The following is a 24832-nucleotide window of genomic DNA, read 5'->3' on the forward strand; positions in this document are numbered from 1 at the left end:
CTATCAACCTGCCGGGGGCGTGAAAATCGCCCCCAGCTGTTCGCGGCTCTGCGCCATGCCCACGTTCTCGCGCAGGCCCTGGCGCAGAAACTCAACCAGCTTCGATTGCAAGGCAATGGCCAGGTCGGTCTCCGGATCACCGCCGGCGACATAAGCCCCCACGCTGATCAGGTCGCGGCTTTGCGACAGACGCGACCACAATTGCTTGAACTTCTGTGCCTGGCGCAAATGGTCGGCATCAACCACTTGGGGCATGACCCGGCTGATAGACGCTTCGATGTCGATGGCCGGGTAATGGCCTTCCTCAGCCAGCCGACGCGACAGCACAAAGTGGCCGTCAAGCACGCCCCGCGCCGAGTCGGCGATCGGGTCTTGCTGATCGTCGCCTTCAGACAGCACGGTATAGAACGCAGTGATCGAACCACCGCCAGGTTCGCCATTGCCTGCCCGCTCCACCAACTTGGGCAGCTTGGCGAACACCGAGGGCGGATAACCCCGGGTGGCCGGCGGCTCGCCGATGGCCAGGGCAATTTCCCGCTGGGCCTGGGCGAAACGGGTCAACGAGTCCATCAGCAACAGCACATTCTTGCCTTTGTCGCGGAAATACTCGGCAATGCGTGTGCAATACATGGCGGCGCGCAGGCGCATCAGCGGCGCATCGTCGGCCGGCGAAGCCACCACCACCGAGCGCTTGAGGCCCTCCTCACCGAGGATGTGCTCGATGAACTCCTTTACCTCGCGCCCCCGCTCACCGATCAGGCCGACCACGATGATTTCGGCCTCGGTGAAACGGGTCATCATGCCCAGCAATACCGATTTACCCACCCCGGTACCGGCGAACAGGCCTAACCGCTGGCCACGGCCGACGGTAAGCAGGCCATTGATACTGCGAATGCCCACATCCAACGGCTTGCTGATAGGGTCGCGGTTGAGCGGGTTGATCACCGGGCCGTCCATCGGCACCCAGTCCTCGGCCTTCATCCCGCCCTTGCCATCCAGCGCACGGCCGGCGCCGTCGAGCACCCGGCCCAGCATGCTCATGCCCATGGGCAAACGGCCGCCGTCATCCAGCGGCACTACCCGGGCCCCCGGAGCGATGCCGACGATGCTGCCCACCGGCATCAGAAACACCTTGGGCCCGGAAAAGCCCATGACTTCGGCCTCGACCTGCACCGGGTGATAACTGTCATCGTTGATCACCAGGCAGCGGCTGCCCACTGCTGCGCGCAGGCCTTCGGCTTCCAGGGTGAGGCCGACCATACGCAGCAAGCGGCCTTCGACGATGGGCTGGGCCGGCAGCTCGATGGCCTCAGCGTAAGTGCCCAGGCGCTTGCCGAAGCTGGTGCGTTCAAGGCGCATCTGGGCGGTCCACGGTACGCTCGACCGGCGCATCCAGGTCTATCGACATGTCTGGCGCCGCCGGGTGCAGGGAATGATCGTGCAACTGGTCGAACAGCTGCGCCACCGCTTTTTCGATACGCGTTTCCATGGTGGCATCGATACGGCTGTGGGCCGTCTCGATGCGGCAACCACCCGGCAGCAGCGCGCTGTCTTCCAGCAGCCGCCAGTTCTCCTCATGGCGTTCGCGCAGGGCCTTGGCCAGCTCGAAATCCTGCGGGTTGAGGTGGATGCGGATATTGTCCGCGCCCATGGGCAGCAGCTTGAGCGCTTCGCGCAGCACCTGAGTGATCTGACTGGAATCGTTGCGTAGTTCGCGACCAATCACCTGGCGGCTCATGTGCGCGATCAGGTGCACCAGGCTTTTCTCGATCTGCGTGTCTTGCTCGGCGATAGGCTCCATCAGGTTGGCCATCAGCCGTTCGAGGCTGTCGAGCTTGGTTTTCAGGGCCTCTTCGGCCTCCTGCCGGACCTTGAGCTGGGTGCTGTGGAAGCCCTCGCGCTCACCGGTGGCGAAACCCTCGTTGTAGGCCTCCTGACGGATGGCTTCGAGCTCTTCCAGGGTCAGCGGCTGGACTTCTTCCAGCGGCACTTCCTCGACTTCCTCGATGACCTCGGGCTCAGGCTCAGGCTCCGGTTCGGGCTCCGGTTCCGGGTCGAAGCTGGGCAGCGCCCACACGTCCACGCCCTCAAGGTCGCGGGCGCGGATCAAGTCGCTGGGGTGGTGTTCTTTAGTGGACATGCTGTCATGTTCTCAAACCATGTTCGGCCGACACGGCCCCTTGTAGGAGCGGGTTCACCCGCGAATGCGTCGGCAGCGACAACCTCGATTGCCAGGACCGACGCCTTCGCGGGTAAACCCGCTCCTACAAAAGGCGACGTCGGCTATGGGATCGCGAATACCTTAGATCATTTCCTCGGCGCCCTTGCCGCCGAGGACGATTTCGCCGGCCTCGGCCATACGCCGGGCAATGGTGAGGATTTCTTTTTGCGCGGTTTCCACGTCGCTGACCCGTACCGGCCCTTTGGCCTCCAGATCGTCGCGCAGCAGCTCCGAAGCACGTTTGGACATGTTCTTGAAAATCTTGTCCTTGACCCGCTCGTCGGCGCCCTTGAGCGACACTACCAACACGTCGGAGGACACTTCGCGCAACAGCGCCTGGATGCCCCGGTCGTCGACGTCGGCCAGGTTGTTGAAGACGAACATCAGGTCTTCGATCTGCTCCGACAGGTCGCTGTCGATTTCGCGGATCGCGTCCATCAGTGCGCCTTCCACCGAACTGTCGAGGAAGTTCATGATGTCCGCCGCCCGCTTGATGCCACCCAGGGTGGTGCGCGCGGCGTTGGAGTTGCCCGAGAACTGCTTCTCGAGAATCTGGTTCAGCTCCTTCAGCGCCGCGGGTTGCACGGTGTTCAGCGATGAGACGCGCAAGACGATGTCCAGGCGCACCTTGTGGTCGAAGTTGCTCAGCACTTCACCGGCCTGGTCAGGATCGAGATAGGCCACCACGATGGCCTGGATCTGCGGGTGCTCGTAGCGGATCACGTCGGCCACGGCACGCGGTTCCATCCACTTGAGGCTGTCCAGGCCGCTGGTATTGCCACCGAGCAGGATGCGGTCGACCAGGCCGTTGGCCTTGTCCTCGCCCAGAGCCTGGTTGAGCATCTTGCGGATGTACGCATCAGAACCGACGCCCAGGCTGGTCTGGTCGCCGACAATGTCGACGAACTCGCTCATCACCTGTTCGACCTGGTCACGGTGCACATTGCCCATCTGCGCCATTGCCACACCTACCCGCTGCACTTCCTTCGGGCCCATGTGCCGCAGCACTTGGGCCGCATCGGTCTCGCCCAGCGAGAGCAGAAGGATCGCCGCCTTGTCGACGCGGCTCAGCTTGGCGGTAACGGCTCGGTTATCACTCATCGGCGTTGATCCAGTCTTTCACGACCTGAGCCACACGGCCCGGGTCTTCGGCCACCAGGCCTTTGATTGCGTTGAGCTGTGCCTCGTAACCCTCGCTCGGGCTAGGCAGCAGAATGCTTGTCGGGCCACCCAGGCTGACGCGGTCGTTGGCCAGTTCGCCATCCAGACCCATCATGCCGCCCAGCTCCATGTCGCTGTCCGGGGCAGCCTGCTTGCCGCCCCCGGTAATGTTGTTCAGCACTGGCCGAAGCACGCCGAACACCAGCACCAGGATGAACACCACACCCAGCACCTGCTTGACGATGTCCCAGAACCAGGGTTGCTGGTAGAAAGCGATATCGGCGATTTCCTCGCCACGGTCGGCGGCGAACGGCACGTTGATTACCGTCACGCTGTCGCCACGGCTGGCATCGAAGCCGACTGCGTCCTGCACCAGGCGGGTAAAGCGCGCCAGGTCCTCGGCACCCCACGGTGCCCGCGTGGTATCGCCAGTGGCCGGGTCGATCTTGACCTGGTCGTCCACCACCACCGCTACCGACAGGCGAGTCATGCGCCCCTGCTGCTGACGAGTGTGGCTGATGGAACGGTCCAGCTCGAAGTTCTTGGTGCTTTGCTGACGTTTGTCTGACGGGTACGGCGCGAGCATCGGCTGGCCGGTGGCCGGGTCCATGATCTGCTGGCCGTTGGCATCCACCAGCGGTTGGCCAGGCTGAATGGCAGCAGCCGGGGTAGCCGCGCCACCGGTGGTCTGCGGTGCCGAAGCGGCCCCTGGTGGCTGGTTGCTCAGCGCGCCAGGCACGCCTTGCGGGCCTTGGCTGCTGGCACGTTGTTCGTCAACCGACTGCTCGCTGCGCAACGCCGGCTGGTCGGGGTTGAACTGTTCGGAGGTGGACTCGACCGCGCTGAAGTCGAGGTCGGCGGACACTTCGGCCTTGTAGCGGTCGTTGCCCAACACCGGCTGCAGAATGTTGTGCACACGCTGGGTGAGCATGCTTTCCACCCGGCGGCTGTAGTCGAACTGCTTGCCGGCCTGGGTCAGCGCGGAATCCTGAATCTGCTCGGACAGCAGGTTGCCTTTCTGGTCGACAACGGTGACCTGGGATTTGTCCAGTTCCGGCACGCTGGTGGCGACCAGGTTGACGATGGCCATCACCTGCCCGGCTTCCAGTGCACGGCCTGGGTACAGCTCGACCAGTACCGAGGCGCTGGGCTTGCGTTCATCACGCACGAACACCGAACTTTTCGGGATGGCCAGGTGCACGCGCGCGGCCTTGACGTTGTTGAGGCTGGAAACGGTACGTGCCAGTTCGCCTTCCAGGCTGCGGCGGTAGCGGGTGGTTTCCATGAACTGGCTGGTGCCCAGGCCCTGCTCCTTGTCGAGCAGTTCGAAGCCGACATTGCCGTCGCTCGGCGCCACGCCGGCGGCTGCCAGTTTCAGGCGCGCACGGGAGAGGTCGTCGGCCTTGACCAGCAGGGCACCCGAGTTGGGCTCCACGTTATAGGGGATGTCAGCAGCAGCCAGGGTGTCCATGACCTGCTTGGTGTCCATGCCCGACAGGCTGCCGTACAACGGACGGTAATCGGGTTGTTGCGACCACAGCACCACGGCAAAGCCGATGGCCACGCTGGCCGCCAGGCCGACCATGAGGCCGATCTGGCGCAGCATGGGCATCTGCGAGATGTTTTCCAGAAACGCCATGCCAAACAGCGGCGGCTTGGCCGCTGGCGAGCCAGCTTTGGCGGGGGCGTTTTCGACGACTGCTTCAGCCATGGGTTACATCCGTCCTCAAACCGGCATCTGCATGATGTCCTGGTACGCCTGGACCAGCTTGTTGCGTACCTGGGTCATGGCTTGCATCGACACGCTGGCCTTTTGCGAAGCGATCATCACGTCAGTCAGGTCGACGCCGCTCTTGCCGATTTCGAACGCGTTGGCCAGTTGGGTCGAGGCCTGCTGCGTCTCATGCACCTTGCCGATGGCCTGGCCGAGCATGTCGGCGAAGGTGCTTTGCCCTGGCGCCAGCTCGGGGGCGGCAGTGACCTTGGGCAACGACATGGCATCGGCCTGCATGGCCCGCATGTCCAACATCAGACGATTGAATTCAACACCTTGGCTCATGACCCTTCTCTCTCCTGCGGCCGCATTTTTTTGACAGTCATGCGGCGAATGACCTACCTAAAGCAACAAAGGTGCCAGCCTTCGCGACTAATTTCCCTGGGATCACACAATTCCTGTGGGAGCGGCCTTGCGTCGCGAATGGGCCGCAAAGCGGCCCCGGCGATCTTTGCGGCGGAGCTGAAGACCTGGGGCCGCTTCGCGCCCCATTCGCGACACAAGGCCGCTCCCCAGAGGTCCGCGCCAGTTGCAGATGATTGGCCAATCAGCCGAACAGGCTGGCCTCGACGTCAAACCCGGCATCGCGCATCTGCGCCAGCTTGTAGCGCAACGTCCGCGGACTGATCCCCAGGCGTTCGGCCGCCTCTTTGCGGCGGCCGCGCTCGGCGCGCAGGGTGTCGATGATCATCTGGTACTCATGGCGACGCATGTCATCCCCCAGGCCGCCGGCATCAGCAACCACCTCGAGAGATGGCTCGGTGCCAGCCGACAATGGAATGGCGCCTGCCAGACAAAAATCCGCCGCCTCGATCACGCCACCCTGCTGCAGAATCAACGCCCGCTGCAGGGCGTTGTCCAGTTCGCGCACGTTGCCCGGCCAGGCATAGGCTTGCAGGCAGGCCCGAGCCGCTGGCGAGAGGCGCACCGGGGCATGCTTCATCTTGGCCACATGGCGCGCCAGCAGGCGCTCGGCCAACTGCAGGATATCGCCCGGCCGCTCACGCAGCGGGCGCCAGGCCAGCGGGAACACCGACAGGCGGTAGTACAGGTCTTCGCGGAAGCGCCCGGCCGCCACCTCGCCGGCCAGGTCGCGGTTGGTGGTGGCCAGCACCCGAATGTCCAGGCTGATCGGCTTGCGCCCGCCTACCCGCTCCACCTCGCGCTCCTGCAGCACACGCAGCAGCTTGGCCTGCAAGGCCATGGGCATTTCCGAGATTTCGTCGAGCAGCAAGGTGCCGCCTTCGGCCTGCTCGAACTTGCCTGCCTGAGCCGCGATAGCACCGGTGAAGGCACCCTTCTCGTGGCCAAAGAGGGTGGCCTCGAGCATGTTGTCGGGGATCGCCGCGCAGTTGATCGCCACGAAGGGCTGCGCCGCACGCGGGGACTGCTGGTGAATGTAGCGCGCCAGCACTTCCTTGCCAGTACCGGACTCGCCGGAAATCAGCACGGTCGAGTCACTGCGCGCCACACGGGCAGCCAGCTCCAGCAACTGGCGGCTGGCCGGCTCGCAGGCCACCGGCCCTTCTTCGCCGCTCACACGCCCGGCAGCATGTCGCTCCACGAGGCTGAGCAGCGCCTTGGGCTCGAACGGTTTGACCAGGTAGTCGGCGGCGCCTTGACGCATGGCCTCGACCGCACGCTCGACGGCGGCATGCGCCGTCATCAACAGCACCGGCAACTGTGGCTGCTGGCGGCGCAGCTGGCTCAGCAACTGGTGCCCGTCCATACCGGGCATGTTGACGTCACTGACCACCAGGCTGAACGCGTCTTCGAGTACGGCCTCCAGCGCTTCTTCGGCACTGCCCACTGCCTGATAGGCGAAACCGCCGATTTCCAGGGTATCGCCCAGCGCCTGGCGCAATACGCGGTCATCCTCGACCAGCAGCACCTTGATTGCCATTACACCCCCTCCGCCAATTGCCCGTCGATCAACGGCAGCTCTACCCGCACGCAGGTACCACGGCCGACTTTCGAGCGCAGGTTGATCGTGCCCTGATGCGCACGCACCACCGCCTTGACCACGGCCAGGCCCAGGCCGGTACCAGTGGCCTTGGTGGTAAGGAACGGCTCGCCCAAACGGCCGAGCAAGCCTGCATCGATACCGCTGCCGGCATCGCTGACGCACAGGTGCAAGCTACGTTCGCGGCGGTACAGGTGCACCTTCAGCCGTGCCGGGCCATCGCTGGCCTGCAGGGCATTTTCAATCAGGTTGAGCAAGGCGCCGACCAGGGTGTCGCGGTTGCACAGCAACTCACCCAGATGACTGTCGCACTGCCAGCGCACGGCGTGCCCCTGCACATGTGCCTGGGCCGCCTGTTGCAGGGCCTGGAATAGCGCTTTCGGGGTCACCCGATCCCCCAGCGGCAACTCGCCACGGGCAAACACCAGCATGTCGCGCACCTGGTGTTCCAGCTCGTGCAGGCGTTCCTTCAAGGTCGCGGCGAAACGCAGGCGGGTTTCCGCGCTCAGCGCTTGCTCGCTATCGGCCAGGTGGCTGGCATACAACATGGCTGCCGATAGCGGTGTGCGGATCTGGTGGGCCAGCGAGGCAACCATGCGCCCCAACGACGACAGCCGCTCGTGGCGAGCCAGCTGGTCCTGGAGGCGACGGGTTTCAGTCAGGTCGTTGAGCAGCACCAATTGGCCAGGCTCGGCATCCAGCGAGCGGGTGGCGATCGACAGGCGGCGACCGTCGCGCAGCGAGACTTCGTGGCCGTCGTCCTTGCGCGGGGCAAAGCTACGGGCGATCACCTGGCGCCACAATTGGCCGATCAGAGGCTCACCGAGCAACTCGCAGGCGGCCGGGTTGGCTTCGCGCACCAAGCCCTGGCCGTCAATCACGATCACCCCGCCGGGCAGCAAGTCCAGCAGGTTCTGCAGGCGGTTGGCCAGGCGTTCCTTTTCACTCAGTTCGTCTATGCGCTGGGCGCTGACCACGGCCAGCTCACCTTTGAGTTCACTGACCCGGGCTTCAAGCAGGCTGTAGGACTGGCTCAGCTGGCTGGACACCTGATTGAACAGGGCGAAGGCTTGCGCGATACCCTGGCCGCTGTCCTGCGCGACCAGGGTTTGCCCCTGCTGATCGGGGGCTCGGGATACGTGGGCGGCCTGGGGCATCGTGCTCTCTCGCGTGGCTGACCGTCATAAAAACGGTGTGTTGCCAGCGGTGTAGCAATAGCCGTGCCGGAGATGGGGGTTGAGTTACCTGTGCCGGTCTCTTCGCGGGCTTACCCGCTTCATCAAACATAATGCAACCCATTGTTTTCTAAGCACTCAAGCGGCCACCAGCCGATACCCCAGTTTCCGGGCTTTGCGAAGCAAAGCCCGGACCTGCCGGTCTTGGCTTCTGGTTTCGAACTCCTCAAGACCTTGTTCAACATAAGCCTGCTTCTTGGTTAACAGGTTGTACACCAGACGTGCCAACTGATGTGCAGTGGCCTTGATGGCGCAGCTGGTATCCATTCGAGTCAGTCTGGCTCGGTGCGATACACCAATGAAACCCTTGTCGTTACGGGCATTGGATGCGGCCTGCTTGAGTGCTTGAGCTGCTCGATTGACTATTTTGGGCCCGCCACCTGCCAGTCGATGACCGCCGGAAATTCGGGTAGGGGGAGCCAGTCCCAACCAAGAGCAGAAGTGCTGTGAGGACGGGAAGCGTGATAGATCTGTACCGATCTCCCCTGCCAGCACTAATGCAGTGTCCACCCCAATGGTTGGAATTGCGGTTAGGTCCACGCCAAGAACTTTCCACAATGTCTGATGCAATTCAGTCTGTTGGGCACCGTTTCGGTGTGGGCTCCGTAAAGGTTTATTGGATGGCTCTGGCTTGTTTTGCAGCACCGGCAACTGCTCTAACGCGGCTTTTATGGCGTCGTCACAATCAGCAATTTGCTGCTCCAGGAAGTCATAGGCAGACAATTCCTGAGTTAGCGCATACAAATGCTCGCGCCGCCAATTGCCATGAAGACTCCGAGCGACAGCCTCCTTGCCTGCCTTGATGCGGCGGTCGGTCAGTTCAGCCAGTTGCACTGGGTCCCGCTCACCTGCGCAGATGGCTCGCAAAATCTTCATGCCAGTTACGCCGGAAATATCACTGATGACATTGGCCAGTTGGATGTTCATTTGGCTCATGGCCTTTTGCATCCGGTTCAGCGTCTGCGCCTGGTCTTTCACTTTGGAAGCACGCTGCCTGACCAATGACCGGACGCAGCAGGTCAGATCATCGGGGCGGAATGCGCCTCTGAGCAGTCCATGAGTCATCAGCTGCCAAATCCACTGGCAATCCAGCACATCTGATTTACGGCCCGTGATTTGCCGAGTTGCTCTGGCATTGACGAGATAAACCTCAAAACCGCGCTCGCTGAGAATCTCGTAAATTGGAATCCAATAAACCCCCGTGGATTCCATGGCAACGACCTTGATCCCCAGGTTTTCAAGCCAGTTAGCCATCTTGAGCAGGTCGTCAGTGAACGACTGGACGGGATTTTCGTGCCGGGGATCGACCGCCACGAAATGCTCTCGACCACCGACATCGATCGCCGCGCAATCGGGATGAACGACGGTAAAGCGTTGCTTGGAAGGCTTGCGCGCCATGATGAATCCTCGCAGGATAAAGGGCGCGCGGGACACACGGTGGCGAAAGGGTTCACTCTCTCATACGTGGTCACAGCTGAATCAGCTGATGCCTACGGGGACTTCACGCCGATACCGTGCGGATCGCTCTCCCACGCGGGTGTGCGGACACACATCAGTGCTGGCTACGATCTCTGTCCCGCGCACAGGAACCGTAACAAAGCAAAAGGCGGCTGGCCCTACCGGGCCAACCGCCTTTTCTTTATCAAAATGTCAGCGTCGCTGCGGATCTAAAGCCGTACACCTCATGTTTGCTGCGCGACAGCGCAGCCCGGAAGGGCTGGGTGATCTCCCACAGGTACAGCGCTGGGCTTGACTCCTACGCTGGCCCTGTGGGAGCGGGCAAGCCCGCGAAGAGGCCGGTCCAGGCCTACGACAATGTATCAGTCCGGCAGCCAGGCCTTGCGCCAGTTGCTCAGGTTGTCGCCTTCGAGCATCCAGCCGCCCAGCACTGCATTGCGCAGTGCATCGCCCGCCTTCGCCGTGGCATCCAGATCAGAGATGTGCATGCGAATGGCATCTACCCAGCCTCGGAAACGGTTCTTCACCAGTGTGACCGGCAAATCGCTATAGCCCTGGTAGCAACGCAGGTCGCTGGCGATTACCGGGAAACCACAGGCGCCGTACTCCAGCAAACGCAAGTTGCTCTTGCACTCGTTGAACAGGTTCTGCTCGACGGGCGCCAGGGCCAGGTCTAGGTTCATGCTGGCCAGAACCCGCGGGTATTGTTCAATCGAAACACCCTCGTGGAACTCATGGGCATAAGGCCGCAGCTTGTCTGGGCACATGCCGAAGAACACCCACTCCACCTCGTTGGCCAATTCCTTGACCACGTCCGCGATCACTTCAAGGTCGCCCGTATGGCTCGCCCCACCCGCCCAGCCGACGCGCGGTTTGCGCGACTGCCGGCGCAGGGCCTTGAGGTCGCTCCAGTAGCGGGTATCCAGCGTGTTGGGTACCACGCGGATATCGCCATGCACGCCGGCGAAGGCTTCGGCCAGCGGCTGCGTGGAGACGACAAAGCGGTCCACATAGGACAGACCACGACGTATGGACCGCAGAATGTCCTTGGGCATGTGCGTCCTGTGCACGCTCTTGAGTGGCAGGTTGGGCAGGTAGTCGTCCAGCTCGAAGACCTTGAAGGCCCGCGAAAACGCATGCATCCGGCGTATATGCTCAATCTGCTCATCGCCAACCTGGCGCTGCAGGATGATGCTGTCCGGCTGATAACGCTCAAGTTCGGCAGGCGCCAGATAATTCCACGCCACCACCCCCTCGGCCAGCCCCTCGCGGTTGAGCGTATCCAGCGGCTGGATGACCCGGTAGTTGCCACACCCCCCTCTGTCCGCCGCATGGGCGAGGACAGTCGGCAGCGGTTTCCAGGACGACAACGGTCGCCAGCTCAGACCGGAGGGCGCCAGGCCGAGGCCATTGTTGGAAGACAGCGAGAAGTTCGGGTTGTGGAGCGGGTCGCGTGCCAGTACAGGCAGCCAGCGGTCATACAAGGCATCTTCTTCTGCGGTGGTGGCCGGCGTTACAGCATCCTCACTTAGCAGCAACTGAACACGCGGCGTCCACACGTTCAGGTAGCCGCCACGGTGCAGGCGCAGGCACAGATCAACATCCGTCCAGCGCTGCAACTCGGGGGCCTCGTCGAAACCGCCCGCCTCTAGGAACAGGCTTTTGTTCACCAGCAGGCACTTGCCGCTCACTGCGACATAGTTCTGGTCCACTTGCAGGCGCTGCAGATAGCCGGACGCGTCCATCGGCTGACCGGCAAAAGCTTCGCCAACAGGGCCATTCAGGCCGAGCACGAAACCGGCATGACTGATGGTAGCGTCCCCCGCCACCAGTTTGCACCCCACCACGCCGACTTCTTGGCGCATGCCGTGATTGAGCATCTGCTGCAACCAATCGTTGTCGAGCACCGCAGCGCCTTCGTCCAGCCACAATAGGAAATCACCACGGGCCTGCCCGGCGGCCTGGTTGCGCATTTGCACTGGCGCCATGGTGGCGGGGAATCGCAGGCAACGAATGGCATCGGTGCCAAGCCGGGCAACGTTGTCGAGCCAGCCGTTTACTGCCTGGCCGGCATTATCACGCGCCAGCAGCAGCACCTCGTAGTTTCGATAGGTCGTCTTCTCCAGAATGGTTTCCATGCAACGCTGCACCCGCTCGGTGCCGCTGCCCTGGAGCAGGATCAGGATGCTGACCGGTGCGTCGCCGGGGGCGCCATAGTCCAGATCATAACGCCCGGGCAGACGAGACTCGACCCGCGCCTGGGCAAAACCGCGTGCATGCAAATGGCGCTGAATGACACCGCGCTCGTCTGGGCAGTCGCGCAACGAAGGGACATCACAGATCAACAACGGCTCGCTGATGTGCCCCAGCCCCTCGAAACCGGCAGACTCGATCAGGCGCAGAATGTAATCCAGCTCGAACGCCTGCCCCGCCTCCTGGTGAAAGCCCCCCATATCCAGCCACACCTGACGGTTGAACAGCCAGTGACGTGACATGCTTGCTGGCAAACTGAGCAGTAGATCAAGGTTGAGATCAGGGCGCAGCGCAGCGCCCATTTCTGACCCATCGGAACGCAAACCCTCATCACCATAAACGGCCCGACAGCCCGGCGCCGCTAACAGGTCAAGCGCGGCGATCAGCAAGCCGCTTGCAGTGAACTCACTCCCCGCCTCTACCAGCATGAACCAGTCGAACTCACCCGCCTGAACAGCCAGGTTCAGCTGATCGCTCAAGCTGGCATCGGTCAAACGCATGAAATGCAGCTCGTCCTGCGCTGAAGTCGCGGGGGCCTCGCCCGGCGTCAACACCACAATTTTCAAAGTGGAATAAAGGCAGTGATCGCTACTCAGGCTTTGCAGAGAAGCTTTCAACCCCTCTGCGTGCCCGTCAGCGTCCACCACGATAATGCCGATCACAGGGCCGCCCTGATGGGCCTGCAGACGCTGTGCGATCAAGCGGCTCTGCATCGCATCCGGAACGCGCTCGGCCAGCCAGGTTTGCAGTGTCAACGCCTTGGGCTTGCCACCCAGATGCTCCAGCATTTGCTGACGCCCGCGGCTTACTTCTTCGCTGCCAACGTCGCTATGGCGCGCATACAACTCGCGATAAAGCGCGGGGTAATCTTTCAGTGCCTGCTCGGAGCGTCGTGCAGGCGCACTGTCATCCAGGCGCATACGGACTTCCACCGTCTCGCAGCGAACATGATGGAAAGCGCTTCGCGCGCTCAGGCGCATGAGGAAATCCCAATCCTCCAAGCCTGCCAGCGACTCGTCGAAGTCCCCCACGGAAAGTGCAAGCGCGCGTGGGCAGGCAAACGTGTTGATCGGGATATAGTTGTTGACCAGCAAAAGCTCCCTGGAATAAGCCTCGTGAGGATAGCGTTGCTCGCGCGCCACCTCAGTCCGCTTGCCAGCCGCAATCGTTTCCTGAATGAAGACTGCATCTGTGTACACCACACTGTCGGGGTGGGTATCCAGCGCTTTGGCCAATGTTTCAAGATGGTCAGGCAGGTACAGGTCGTCGTCGTCCAGATACACGACATACCGACCACGGGCCAGATGCAAAGCGGTATTACGGGCCGCGGCAGGACCGCGATTACGGCCCTGGCGGATATAGGTGATGGGGAAATCGTAGTCAGCCAGCAGCGACTCGACCGGGTCGCCGTTGTCGTTGACCAGAATGACGTCAAAGTCCTTGAAGGACTGATGAGCAATACTGCTCAGCGCATCCTTGAGCAATTGCGGGCGGTTGAACGTGGTCAATATGATGGAGAACAGCGTTCTCTCGGCGTCTTGCGCCAAGGCTTCGAGACGCCCACACAATTGCCGAATCCGTTTGCCCAGCCCGGTATCCTGCTCTTGCGGATAAAGCGCCAGCCGCCGCTTGAGGTGCGCAGCAACTTCGCGCTCATAGCCTTTCAGCCGCCCTTCGTTACCACGCTCAAATACGCCTTCGAGAATACAGGTGTGCCCTTCCAGCGGTGCGGAGGAGACATAAAACTCATGGGAATGTTGTGCAGCATGTACGCGATAGCTCACACCAGGCACAGCGCTGAACGCGAAGTCAGGGTAAAGTTCTGCAAGCTGAACCATAAGCTGCCAGTCACCAGACCCTCGAATTCTGACATCACGCCGCCAGGCCTTGAAAAAAGCATCTCTACGAATGATGGCTGCAGAGGGCGTAATGTAGCTGTCGTAAATCAGAAGATCCGCAACCTCATTACGCCCGCCAAAATAATCTGCACCACGATGCCCCGGGTGGCGAGGCCCTGGTAGGGGCTCTCCTTGCTCGCTGACCCAACATATCGGACTGTAACCCAGGGCAACCTGCGCATTGCTTTCCATCGCAGGGAGAAGGCGCTGAACATGGCCTGGATTCATGAAATCGTCGGCCATGAACAAAATTATGTATTTGCCTTTGGCTGCCCAAAAGCCATTTTGAGAGCTGTTGCCTGCCCCAAAATTCCGCCGGTTACGCATATAGCGCACCCGCGTATCAGACGAAAATTCCGCCATGACCAACTGCGTGTTGTCCGTCGAGTCATTGTCCAGAACAAGGACTTCAACCTCCTCGACACCCTGGTTCAACACGGACCGCACTGCCTGCCCCAGATACCGACCATAGTTATAGGCTGGAATGACGACGCTCAACAACGGCGCTGCGCCACGCACCGCTGTTGCATCCAGTGCAATGGCGGAGGTCAACGCATTGATCCAGAAGTCTACGGTATAGGGGTAAATACGCTCATCCGGGCGAGCGCTGCCTTGCATGAGAAACGACCGCAGGCGACTCGCCAGCGCCTCGTACTCCACCCACTGCATACCATCAAGAAAAGCGAACAAGTCTTCGCTGTTACTAAACGCACTACCGTCTACATAGCAGTCACGCGGAAACCATTCTGGCACCGAAGCGGTTGCGGTATGCACAGGAACGGCACCAGACAACAGGCAAGACTGCCACTCAGGTGAGAGCCAACCCGACAACTCGGGCTCAAGGCCACATAAAGCGAAGTGTGCTCCCGCCAACTCGATAGCGTCCCGGCCATGCACACATGCCTTTGCGCTGAAAGCAGAGCGCAGGCTCAATTCGGCAAGCGGTAGTTCCAGCGGCTGATTGAGCCGCACCAGGTCTTGGCCTGTGAACGCCTCTTTGGCAGGTAGAAACACCCGATCAAACTGTTCGAGTAGCTGTGCGCCGTCCCTAGAGTTCTCCAACTGCATCAGATAGCGTCGAGTATCGGACGAGAATGTCAGCACTTGCGAGCCTGCATGAACCTGCTCAATCAAGAGGACACTGTCATAGTGACCAGTGACGACGTCGGCTACAGCCACCCGCTCGAAGACAAGACCGTTGGCATTACCGTAGGTCTGCAGTGGGCCAAGAGGAAATAGAGCATGCAGCTTCTCCCATTGCTCATCGCTTAAAAGAAAAGCCTTCTGCTCCTGCCCTAGCTGAACCCCGGCGATACCCACTCGCCAAGGCTTCCCCTGGCAACTACCGCCTGCAATTGAGGCCCAATCCATCACGCATCCCCTCTGTCACGGCCTCGCCTACACGGAGCCTCGTTGAAATTCAATTTCGTTCACCCAGGGATTTCGCCCAGGCAGCCATGCTGTCGATCGATTGGTCCAGGCTGGTCCAGACGTCCAGCCCCAACCTACGGGCATGGCCAATATCCGGTACATAAAAGGAACGTTCCGAACCCTCGGGGCGCCCCATGATCCGCACCTGTTTTCCTTGAGCCACTCGCGAAACAACCCGACGCGCCAGATCGGCAATGCTGATCGCCTGATCGGAGCCAACGTTGTAGGCTTCGCCGGATTTGCCTCGTGCCAGCAACACCAACAGCCATGCAGCCAGATCTGCACCGTGCAAATAGCTACGCACCGCCGTCCCACAAGAGCGGATCACCACCTGATCCGCAAACAGGGCGTCACGAACAAAGTTGCCAATGGCGAAGTGGCCATCAAGCGGCAGACCTGGCCCCGAAAAGGCGAAGCAGCGCGCCATGATTACGTCAATGCCATGCGTCTGTGCATAAATCGCGCCCAAGGTTTCCTGTGCTCGCTTACCTTCGGCATAAGCACTTCCCGCGCTATTGCTGACACAAGCGCTAGCGAAGCCTTCCACAACCCCGGAGACCTCATCAGCTCCTCCCCGCAGAACCCCGTACTGCGCACCGGAGCCAGTAAAAAGCACGCGCGCCTGATCCCTTACTGCCAGGTCGAGCACCCGACGCGCACCGGTCATGATGGTGTCGAATATTTCCAACGGCTTGCCATGGGCAGCCGCGGAAGTTTCAGTTGCCGCATGAATAATCAGATTTACAGGCTGACCCGGAACGGTCAGCAGATCACGCACATCACCACAGACCCAATGCAGCCAAGCGCACTCACGGTAACAAGGCTGCGCATCCAGAAACCGGGATGGGTTGCGTGACAGAACGGTGACATTCACCCCTGCGCCTTGCAGGTTTAGTTGCTGAAACAACGCCAACAACCATGATCCAAAAAAACCTGTACCACCGGTCAACAGCACATGCTGCCCCGCCAGGGCGTTGTGCAAACCAAGCGTGGAGGGGACGGCAAGCAACGCGTTTCTGATTACGGGTGAAAGCGAGGAAAATCCGGGCATTGGCGTCAGGACTCATGGGTAGGTTAAACGCGGGAGTGGAGACGCAGCAGCAGTTCAGGCGCCCCCAAAAAATGGCCGCCTGGCCACAGGCCTAATAGAAATACAGGGTAATGTCTTCCAGAATGTCCGCGTACAAGCGCATGCCTACCTTGTAATCGCTGCGAATGGACTGCACTTCATCGATCAAGCACCAATAATCGTCAGAACGATGATAAGCACAGACTGCCAAAGCGGGCCTGTCGCGCTCGATGATCATACGTGCGCCCCGCAAGGCAGATGCCTCCATGCCCTCGATGTCGAGCTTGAACAAGCCAACCTTGCCCGGCACCACGGCATCCAGCGGTACACCCTGAATGAACGAGGTGATGCTTGCGGGCACATCACTGCTTAATTCTCCAGCAATATCATACGAAAGCTCTGGCTGATAGATGGCCCGGCTGGGCACTTCGTCCAGCCCCATGTTGAACAGCCAGACACTGGGCCGGTCCGAGACACTCTTGAGCGCCTCGTAGTAAGCGGGTAATTCGGGCTCAAACAGCCAGGCCTGCTCGACCGGACCAAAGTGTTTCTCTAGCCGATGCAGGGTATCGCCCGCTGCCGCGCCGGCGTCCACAAAGCGCGCCGCCTGTTCAGGCCGTACAAATGCCTTGTCGAAATACTCTTCATCCCAAGGCGACTTGGCCTGCTCGGCACACGCAATTGACAGGCGTGTGCGCATACCAATCAACGCATCAAAAACCTTGCGTGATGGCTCATCGTCCAGGCACAAAAAAGCAGAAATGAACCGCCAGGGATCACGTAATGGTGCTTCTGCAAAACTGGAGAACTTCTCGCATCCAAGGCCAGGCCCCGCGCCATCCAGCGCGTATAGAAATTCATGCATGTTGACCAGGCGAATCCCCGGCACCTGACCCAATTGCCTGGAAATGGCGTTGCCATGCCTGCCACTCGCGACAACGACGACCGCGTTGTCCAGAGAAAGGCTGGATGGGTGAGCGATCAAGATCCCCTCCAATGAACCGCCTTCCTTCGCGCAGTCATTGTCGAGAAAACCTTTGACCTCAACGCCTAGCGTTTGCGCGTGAAGCGCCAATCGTAAACCGACCTTGAAGGCACCAAAGATATAGAACCCCTCACTCAGCCAGCCGAGCACCTGCTTCTTTAGCGCCGCCAAATCGGCCAGGCCAGTGTTCGAGTCCAGCAAGCGCCTGATATTGGGGTAATTATCCAGACGTGATAAAGCCTCCAGCCGAGACGGGTGCCTGATCACGATGTAATCTTGAGCATCACGCAGAGGCGCATCCGACCAGCAAACCGGCACACGCTCGCCAGACGGAAGTGCAAATGAATAGATGCAACCTTTCTGCATCGCTGAAAAATTGGCGCCGAGCAAGGACAAGCCAGCATTCATCATATTACCTGCCTAACCGATTGGAACGGCCACGAACTGCCATCCCGCAACATAAAATAAAACCAAGCACCTGAAAAATGCGTTTGTCACTCGATAACGATATTGAACAGTGCATCTGCGCGCTGCGGGTACAGTGCCGCCAAGCGCGGCCTGATACGCTCCAGTCGCTCAGCGATCCACTGATTCAACGTCAAGTTCGGATCAATCAGTAGCTTTTCTTTTGCAGACGTGGTGCTGCCGTTAACATCGACATAGTGCCGCGCAATTCCCGACACCTTTGCATCATCGAGATAATTCAGCATGACCGAAATATCAGGCGGCGGTACATCCAGGCGGTCAAGCGCATACTCGATCGCCAAAATATCGTTGATGCTTTGCAGGTAGGTACGTAGCCTGACATTGCCCTCATCGACAAGATAGTGCTGAAGCCGGCCGTAAGTCGTTACGAAGCGGCGCTTGCAAAAGTCATAGACTCGAAGCAGTTTTTTCATCTCTGCGAAATTTTCACGCACGCTACCCAAGCGATCCGTCAACACACCGTTGCCGTAATAGAACATATCGGAAAAAATCGAGGCAACCTTGGGAGAGCTGCAACCAGGCACAACAGTGATATCAAACGCGGCGTCATGAACGGTCAGAGAGTTAAGATGATGAGGGTATGCCTGCGAAAATACAGCCTCTGGCATATCCATAAATTTCAAAGCACACAGTTCAATATCAGCAAGCAACAAGTTTACCTGCCCTGCAACGTGCTCCGCACCCAGCAGCGGCGTCTTGTTATTGAGAACATCATACTGCTTGGAGGTTATTGCCCGCTGCGGCTCGTAAAACGCAAGCAGGTCATAATCAGACGAAGCATTCCCCATACCAAGAGGAATAGAGCCCATCAGCGAATAGCACAAAACGCGTACCGGGCAGTGCTGCTCCATTCGCTGGATAACATCGTCCACCTGCGCCTGCAAGTCAGGCTTCGCACACACATCAATCAGTTGCGCACGCATTATCGAGCCACCCACTCATCCAGTAAAAAGTCATACGCTTCGAGCGCAGCGGCCGACTGTGCGAAACGATCGGAAATGCGGTACAAATCCCTGACGCCACGGTCAAACTCGCTTTCTTGATAAGCATAGTGAATCGAGCAACCTAGCAGCGCAAACGCCTGGGCCAGAGGCTCGAGATCAGCGCTTTCTGCCCGCAGATGAACGCCACGGAGGCTGACCCTGCCGGTTTCGCTAAAGTTTCTCAGTACCAACACACGGCACAACTTCAGCAACGTCTCATAGTAGGCACTTTCTGCCCGATACGGCGCTCTCAGAAAATACGAGTGCATTACTGGATAGGGCAATTCGGTGATGCCTGATCGCACCATGCAATCAATCAGCGCTTTCAAAGCAGGGTGATTAAGGTAGGCCTCATAGTCCGCACTCGACAGCTTCAGCGGAACCAGTGACCGCTTGCGATGAATCTGGAAGGCGGCACGGTGTTTGCCGCTGTCCATGTTGAAGTGGTTTTCTTCACTGTTCCAGTCCGCCTTCACCGCATGGTTCAAAAAGAACAAGGGATCGATAGATTCCGTTTGCCGCATGCGCTCATACACCTGCCTACGGCTTCTCAGCACGTTATCCACCCACGCGGCCGTTTGCGCGATACCAAATTGATCAGCCGCGTTGCGACAGTAAAGGTCCATGTAGTGGTCCGGTGTTGCGCCCGCCTCACCGTCAAACCACTTGAACAGCTCTAGGTAGGGGAACAGGGTAAACACCGGACTGTCCTGGAACAGGCCATTCCCGTTACGGCGCGCACAGACCAACAAGGCCGGTATCCACGCCAGCACGTCCCCCGACGCGTCACTGATGAGCGCATCATCCTTGTAGTCCGGATGAAAAAGCCCTCTCAGTGCAGGGATCTCAACGGGCAAGGTCAGCTGTTCGTCAATGATATGGTTATGAAGCTTTGCCATCTGCGCCCGGTCTTCAGCAGATCGCCACGACATGTTGGACCCATTCACCGGGCAAAAAATGACCCGTTCGAACCCCTCCGCGGCCAAGCCAAGCGCAATGCTTTCGTGCTCAAAAATATTGTTTACACAAATGATCACGAGTGCAGATTTGTCTGCATGCCCGACACTTGTGACTGGCAGCCCCTCGTGACGCTCTATTTCGGCAGCACGCTTGTCAATAAAGCCTGTGACATTGCAGCTAGCCCTCAGATAACGCGAAACCATCGTCCCACGATGGGCGGCACCGTACAGAACTATCGGCGTCTCGGCAGTCCAGATCATACCGGGCACACTCCCTTGAGCAGGCGCAAGAACTCCGCGTCTGGCTCACGCTCGCGTACAGGGAACGACATGAAAGCAGGATGTGTAACGACAACAGGAAGCGACTGCAGCTGCCTGCAATAATCCATCAGCGCCTGTGCCTGGTACGCTCTGAAATAAGCCTCCCACTCCGCCCGCTTCATTTTAAGCGGAATGCCGTCAAACCCCTGGCGCTCCAGATAGAAGGCGCGATGAGAGCCATCGAGAATATTGAAGCGGTGCGCGGCGCTATCAAACACGGCGACAGACGCAGCCTCTCGATAATAATCCCCCATATCGAAAAAGGTTTTCGCGCGATAAAAATCCAGCTGCGCTTGGGTAAACAATTCATCAAAAGGAAGCAGTGCCTTGACCACCGGATCATCCAGTCGGACGTTGGTCGCCCTGTCGATAACATCTTGTTCCTGATTTTGCCACTTGAAGTAGTCAGCGTAATCGTGATCAATGCCATCGTAAGATCGCCTTACGGTATAGACATAGTCCTTGTGCACAATGGCAGTCACATAATCTGACAACGCGCTCAGCAGGTAGTCACCTGCGTGCACCGTATACAGCTCGTCAAAACTGGCAAAGGGCACCGCATAATCACCCGAATAAAATGCGTTCCATGCGCGCGTCATGGCGGCCGCTTTTTCTCCACGGAGAAACGCGGGCAAGTGCAGTATTTTCGTATAGCCGACGCTTCGCAAGGTACGCGCAATCGGGGGGTGGGCAAGGCCATTTCCTATTGCCACGAACACCAGCGCATCACCGTGCATTTGAATGCACGTCTCCACATTCATCACCGGTACAGGCGCATTCGACACGCCTTCCGGATTACGATCAATGATGGCGCAAACATTCACACCGCATTGCATCAAACGCCGACAAAAGCCAACACCTATCTGACCGCCACCATAAATGACAACAGGCTGTTCTATCGTGGAAATTTTATTCATTGATCGCACATCCGATTTCCTTGCACAGCGACCGCTACGTATTTCGCTGATGAAAAAGCATATGAGCTACCGTGACATGTGGCACTCACGGCCTCTCAGGCACAGCGTAGAGCACTGCATCAAAGGTACTGGGCGAGTGACAGCGCAGGTAAAAGCGGTAGCCCAAATCAAAGCCTTGCAATTGCTCGGCTATTTCCCAGAGGTGTTCCGCACGGTGATAGATACTAATGGCCAGGTGGGGACGATGTGCACGCAGCAGGCCCGCCGCGCCGCGCAAGGCTGCCGGCTCTTCGCCTTCGATATCCATCTTGATGAAGTTCGGCGCGAATCCGGGCAAGGCATCATCCAGGCGCACACAACACACAGGGTTCCCGCCGGACTCTACAAGATGTCCCCCCGCCCCCAAGGTGGGGTCATACCCACTCAAACGGCTGCTGCCTGACACGCCACAGGGAAAATGGATTGCGCCCGGGACCTGGCCAAGTTGCGCCGTCAGATGACGATAGTTATCCAGGTCCGGCTCGAATGTCGCCAGGCTGGTGAAACGAAAACCGGCAGCCAGCAACGCCTGAACAGTGTCGCCGATGTATGCACCGCAATCGATGAACCGCAGCGGTTCAGGCAAACCCGGCACGTCTGCCGGGAAATACTGCTGCCCTGCTACCGAAGGAAGGCAACGCGGATCACCCAAGGTGCGGTACTTCACTATCGCGTCCAACAGCTGTTTGCTCGCCTCATCCTCCAGCGCAACCCGCAACGCTGCAATACGTGCTGCATGCTGTTCGTAAAAGCTGGGGGCAACCAGCCAGTAACGAAACGGCTGGTCTTCTGGATAAAGGCGAACGAATTCGACCAGGCTGACTATGCGACCAAACCCCAGCGCCTCCAGATCATCGAAAATGGTCCTGGTATCCACATGGGCGTTGAACAAACCTATCAACACACAGGCTTTAGTCGGGTCATGGTTAGCAGCCCAGTCTTGTGCACTAAAGACTGGTAAGCCGTCCACGTCGTGCAGGCTCTCATCGCGGTCGAGAAAGGCATCCACGCGCTGCCCTCGCGCAACGAGATAATCCCGCACGCACCGCCCGGCAAGCCTGGCCCCATACACCAACAGTTGGTCGAAGCCGAACTCATTCGCCATGATCGGCTACCTTGATCAGGACGGCATGCCCGTTGAGATTATGAAGGAAGCGGTATCCGCTGTTCTGCGCCACGAACTCGTTGACCATGCGCGTTACCCCTTCACAGCCAAAGAACCCGTAATCGTCGAAAACCACCACGGCTCCACGCACGAGCCTGGGCGCAGCCCAAAGCAGTACATCGCGAGCAGACTCATAGACGTCAACGTCAATATGCAGCAACGCCAGCCGGTCACTGACCTGTTCCGCGTTGTTCTCCGGGAACATGCCGACCAGTACGCGTACGTTATCTGCCACCCGGCAACGCTTGGCCATTTCCAGAACCAGGTCAACACCGGTATCAGCATGCTCGCCGCCGCTGTAGCTGGTGTCATGTGCCCCGGCCTTGACTACGCCAGTGAAAGTGTCCGCCAAAAAAACACTACGCCCCTCGCGCTGGCCGGCCATTGCCAGCAAACACCCCGAGCCACCGCGCCATACGCCAACCTCGAGAAAGTCGCCCTCAACGTTGTCAAGTTGGCGCGCCAGCGTCCACAACTCGTACAGCCGCATGATGTCGACCAGGGTGGCGTGGCGCACGGTCTGGTACACCTTCAAAAACGCGGCGTCATTGACCCACGGCGCGTGGCTGGCCATGGGCAGTACGCGGGCATGACGCACCTTGGGCGATTTATCATGCGCCCAGTCGTGCTGGCTACGCAGGTAGCCGTAGCACAACCCGGTCAAGCGACGCTTGAGCCACACCTTCATCTCTGAGGGTCCAGCGAAACAGCCATCTGCTGTGCCAGCTCTTCGCGGCTGAGGAACGGATACAAGTCTTCGAGCGCACCGGTTACCGGCTTGCCGTTCTCGTCCATGCGCGTCATCACCCGTGGAACACGCGGCTCCTCGATCTGCACAAGTACCTCACAGATCACCGGGCCATCGCGCTCCAGCACTGCCTGCAAATCAGCCTGCAAATCTTTGTGCGACTCGATGCGCGCATAACCCACACCATACGCACTGGCCAGTTGCGCCAGGTCCGGCAGCTGCAAGCCGCTGCTGGCATCGGCACCCACCAGCAGTTTGAAATGAGCACTCTGCGAGGCACGAATCGAGGCATAGCCCTGGTTGTTGATGACGAAGCATTTGACCGGCAGTTTCTGCGCGGCCAGGGTCGCCAGCTCCTGAATGTTCAGCTGCAAACCACCATCGCCTTCAACACACACGGTCGGCTGGCGGCCAGAGGCCAGACACGCGCCGATTGCCGACGGAATGCCAAAGCCCATCGACCCCGTGCCACGGTTGTGGAAGCAACGCTGGCCCTTCTTCAGGCGCAGGTTGAGCAGGAACAACTCGGAGGCGAAACCCGAGCTGCCCGGTGCGATCACGTCGCCTTCGTTGAGCAGCGAGGACAGCTGGTCAGTGAAGTAGTACATGCTCACGCCCTGGCTGTCGTCGGCGTGTTCGCTCTGCAACAGCGGGTATTGCTTGCGCCATTGCGCGATGCGCGCCAGCCAGTCGGCGTAGGACGGTAGGCGATCACGGGAAACCTGCGCAGCCAAGGCTTCAATGAACGGTTTCACATCCGAGACGACGGAGACCTCGATGGGCATCTGCAACTTGGCGATTTCCGCCGGATCGATATCCACCACAACTTTCTTCGAATAAGGCGCGAAGTGAGCATGGTTGTAGGCAGTCAGCGCCATATCCAGACGCGAACCAAGCACGATCAGCAGGTCGCAGTTCTGCAGCGCAAAGTTGGCCCAGCGCGGTGCTATGGAGCCTGGACGGCCGCCATAGAGCGGGTGCTCGTCTTCGATGATGTCCATGGCCAGCCACGTGGGCATGACCGGTACGCCTGCGGCTTCGATCAACTGGTTGAATGCATCAACCGCACCCGCCATGCGAATGCCACTGCCGGCGATGATGCCTGGGCGCTTGGCCTGGCGCAGTAAACTCACGGTTTGCTCAACCGCCGCACGGATGTCCGGTTGCTCCGCAGCCACGGGGCGCTGCGCCCGGCGCAAGGTCGCCGGGTCAATCCGGGCAGCCTGAACGTCCAGCGGTACATCCAGCCATACCGGGCCACGACGCCCGCTGAGCGCGGCATGTTCGAGCTGGTCGAAGACTTCGGCGACCGCCTCGGGATCGGTCAGGGTGAACGCCGCTTTGGTGATCGGCTCGACAATCGACACGATGTCGGCTTCCTGAACGCCCAGCATGCGCAGGCCGGTACCGGCTTTAAGGTCGGCACTCTTGACCTGGCCAGAAACGAAGAATACCGGCGTTGAGTCCAGCCAGGCACCCAGCACTGCCGTAACCGTATTGGTCGCACCTGGGCCACAGGTCGTCATGCATGCTGCCGGGCCACCCGTGAGCTTGCCGGCTGCTTCGGCGGCAATAGCCGCCGCCTGCTCGTGCAGGCAAAGCACCGGCTCCAGCTCGGGGTGGCGCCCCAGGGCGTCATTGAGGTGCATCGCACCGCCTCCCGGCAGAAAGTAGACCTGCCCCACGCCCAGACGCGCCAGGCGCTCCATGATGTAATCTGCTACACGGACAGTCTGTGTCACCTTGAATACCCTCTCGAAACCGGC

17 protein-coding genes are annotated in these 24832 nt (G+C 59.8%); all 17 read right to left on the reverse strand.

Features of this window, described 5'->3' with window-relative positions:
* Nucleotides 1-3 precede the first annotated feature (3 nt).
* Entirely contained in the window at nucleotides 4-1359 is a 1356-nt protein-coding gene (fliI, locus tag QYE47_RS18095) for a flagellar protein export ATPase FliI (RefSeq protein ID WP_014590152.1), read from the reverse strand.
* On the reverse strand, nucleotides 1349-2140 hold the full coding sequence (gene fliH, locus QYE47_RS18100) for a flagellar assembly protein FliH (protein WP_014590151.1): 792 nt from the start codon (nucleotides 2138-2140) through the stop codon (nucleotides 1349-1351). The genes fliI and fliH overlap by 11 nt, the downstream gene beginning before the upstream one ends.
* 162 nt (nucleotides 2141-2302) lie before the next feature.
* Complete coding sequence (gene fliG / locus QYE47_RS18105) at nucleotides 2303-3322, reverse strand: flagellar motor switch protein FliG (RefSeq protein WP_003254434.1); 1020 nt, start codon at nucleotides 3320-3322, stop codon at nucleotides 2303-2305.
* The gene (gene fliF, locus QYE47_RS18110; RefSeq protein WP_014590150.1) at nucleotides 3315-5093 is read right to left on the reverse strand and encodes a flagellar basal-body MS-ring/collar protein FliF; all 1779 of its coding nucleotides are present in this window, start codon (nucleotides 5091-5093) and stop codon (nucleotides 3315-3317) included. The genes fliG and fliF overlap by 8 nt, the downstream gene beginning before the upstream one ends.
* Before the next feature lie 15 nt (nucleotides 5094-5108).
* On the reverse strand, nucleotides 5109-5441 hold the full coding sequence (fliE, locus tag QYE47_RS18115; protein ID WP_003254438.1) for a flagellar hook-basal body complex protein FliE: 333 nt from the start codon (nucleotides 5439-5441) through the stop codon (nucleotides 5109-5111).
* A 262-nt stretch (nucleotides 5442-5703) separates the two neighbouring features.
* A complete protein-coding gene (locus tag QYE47_RS18120; protein WP_014590149.1) occupies nucleotides 5704-7059 on the reverse strand; it encodes a sigma-54 dependent transcriptional regulator in 1356 nt (451 codons plus the stop codon).
* The gene (locus QYE47_RS18125) at nucleotides 7059-8276 is read right to left on the reverse strand and encodes a PAS domain-containing sensor histidine kinase (protein WP_014590148.1); all 1218 of its coding nucleotides are present in this window, start codon (nucleotides 8274-8276) and stop codon (nucleotides 7059-7061) included. Before QYE47_RS18125 ends, QYE47_RS18120 begins: the two co-directional genes overlap by 1 nt.
* Before the next feature lie 156 nt (nucleotides 8277-8432).
* Nucleotides 8433-9752 (reverse strand): IS110 family transposase, encoded by a 1320-nt coding sequence (locus QYE47_RS18130; protein ID WP_014590147.1) that lies wholly within the window; start codon nucleotides 9750-9752, stop codon nucleotides 8433-8435.
* Between the two features lie 422 nt (nucleotides 9753-10174).
* On the reverse strand, nucleotides 10175-15283 hold the full coding sequence (locus tag QYE47_RS18135) for a glycosyltransferase (RefSeq protein ID WP_014590146.1): 5109 nt from the start codon (nucleotides 15281-15283) through the stop codon (nucleotides 10175-10177).
* A gap of 100 nt (nucleotides 15284-15383) precedes the next feature.
* Entirely contained in the window at nucleotides 15384-16445 is a 1062-nt protein-coding gene (locus tag QYE47_RS18140) for an NAD(P)-dependent oxidoreductase (protein ID WP_230678086.1), read from the reverse strand.
* Between the two features lie 91 nt (nucleotides 16446-16536).
* On the reverse strand, nucleotides 16537-17856 hold the full coding sequence (locus QYE47_RS18145) for an FkbM family methyltransferase (protein WP_014590144.1): 1320 nt from the start codon (nucleotides 17854-17856) through the stop codon (nucleotides 16537-16539).
* 86 nt (nucleotides 17857-17942) lie between these two features.
* Nucleotides 17943-18857, reverse strand: a complete 915-nt coding sequence (locus QYE47_RS18150; protein WP_014590143.1) for a hypothetical protein — start codon at nucleotides 18855-18857, stop codon at nucleotides 17943-17945.
* On the reverse strand, nucleotides 18857-20137 hold the full coding sequence (locus QYE47_RS18155; protein ID WP_019438382.1) for a hypothetical protein: 1281 nt from the start codon (nucleotides 20135-20137) through the stop codon (nucleotides 18857-18859). Before QYE47_RS18155 ends, QYE47_RS18150 begins: the two co-directional genes overlap by 1 nt.
* Nucleotides 20134-21114 carry a hypothetical protein gene (locus QYE47_RS18160; protein ID WP_023389425.1) on the reverse strand — a complete coding sequence of 327 codons (981 nt, stop codon included), beginning with the start codon at nucleotides 21112-21114 and terminating at the stop codon, nucleotides 20134-20136. The genes QYE47_RS18155 and QYE47_RS18160 overlap by 4 nt, the downstream gene beginning before the upstream one ends.
* An 85-nt stretch (nucleotides 21115-21199) precedes the next feature.
* Nucleotides 21200-22258 carry an FkbM family methyltransferase gene (locus QYE47_RS18165; RefSeq protein WP_019438380.1) on the reverse strand — a complete coding sequence of 353 codons (1059 nt, stop codon included), beginning with the start codon at nucleotides 22256-22258 and terminating at the stop codon, nucleotides 21200-21202.
* Nucleotides 22248-23006 carry a TylF/MycF/NovP-related O-methyltransferase gene (locus tag QYE47_RS18170; protein ID WP_019438379.1) on the reverse strand — a complete coding sequence of 253 codons (759 nt, stop codon included), beginning with the start codon at nucleotides 23004-23006 and terminating at the stop codon, nucleotides 22248-22250. The genes QYE47_RS18165 and QYE47_RS18170 overlap by 11 nt, the downstream gene beginning before the upstream one ends.
* Entirely contained in the window at nucleotides 23003-24808 is a 1806-nt protein-coding gene (locus QYE47_RS18175; protein WP_230678087.1) for a thiamine pyrophosphate-binding protein, read from the reverse strand. Before QYE47_RS18175 ends, QYE47_RS18170 begins: the two co-directional genes overlap by 4 nt.
* Between the last annotated feature and the right edge of the window lie 24 nt (nucleotides 24809-24832).

Origin of the sequence: Pseudomonas sp. 2,4-D (genome assembly GCF_030418155.1) — a bacterium.
Lineage (GTDB): Bacteria > Pseudomonadota > Gammaproteobacteria > Pseudomonadales > Pseudomonadaceae > Aquipseudomonas > Aquipseudomonas alloputida.

Bases quoted from the DNA above. Each gene is read 5' to 3' on its own strand.
- fliI (WP_014590152.1), bottom strand. From the start codon at position 1,359: ATGCGCCTTGAACGCACCAGCTTCGGCAAGCGCCTGGGCACTTACGCT.
- QYE47_RS18165 (WP_019438380.1), bottom strand. From the start codon at position 22,258: ATGGCGAATGAGTTCGGCTTCGACCAACTGTTGGTGTATGGGGCCAGG.
- QYE47_RS18160 (WP_023389425.1), bottom strand. From the start codon at position 21,114: ATGAATAAAATTTCCACGATAGAACAGCCTGTTGTCATTTATGGTGGC.
- QYE47_RS18155 (WP_019438382.1), bottom strand. From the start codon at position 20,137: ATGATCTGGACTGCCGAGACGCCGATAGTTCTGTACGGTGCCGCCCAT.
- fliH (WP_014590151.1), bottom strand. From the start codon at position 2,140: ATGTCCACTAAAGAACACCACCCCAGCGACTTGATCCGCGCCCGCGAC.
- fliE (WP_003254438.1), bottom strand. From the start codon at position 5,441: ATGAGCCAAGGTGTTGAATTCAATCGTCTGATGTTGGACATGCGGGCC.
- QYE47_RS18170 (WP_019438379.1), bottom strand. From the start codon at position 23,006: ATGAAGGTGTGGCTCAAGCGTCGCTTGACCGGGTTGTGCTACGGCTAC.
- QYE47_RS18130 (WP_014590147.1), bottom strand. From the start codon at position 9,752: ATGGCGCGCAAGCCTTCCAAGCAACGCTTTACCGTCGTTCATCCCGAT.
- fliF (WP_014590150.1), bottom strand. From the start codon at position 5,093: ATGGCTGAAGCAGTCGTCGAAAACGCCCCCGCCAAAGCTGGCTCGCCA.
- QYE47_RS18145 (WP_014590144.1), bottom strand. From the start codon at position 17,856: ATGAATGCTGGCTTGTCCTTGCTCGGCGCCAATTTTTCAGCGATGCAG.
- fliG (WP_003254434.1), bottom strand. From the start codon at position 3,322: ATGAGTGATAACCGAGCCGTTACCGCCAAGCTGAGCCGCGTCGACAAG.
- QYE47_RS18140 (WP_230678086.1), bottom strand. From the start codon at position 16,445: ATGCCCGGATTTTCCTCGCTTTCACCCGTAATCAGAAACGCGTTGCTT.
- QYE47_RS18120 (WP_014590149.1), bottom strand. From the start codon at position 7,059: ATGGCAATCAAGGTGCTGCTGGTCGAGGATGACCGCGTATTGCGCCAG.
- QYE47_RS18150 (WP_014590143.1), bottom strand. From the start codon at position 18,857: ATGCGTGCGCAACTGATTGATGTGTGTGCGAAGCCTGACTTGCAGGCG.
- QYE47_RS18125 (WP_014590148.1), bottom strand. From the start codon at position 8,276: ATGCCCCAGGCCGCCCACGTATCCCGAGCCCCCGATCAGCAGGGGCAA.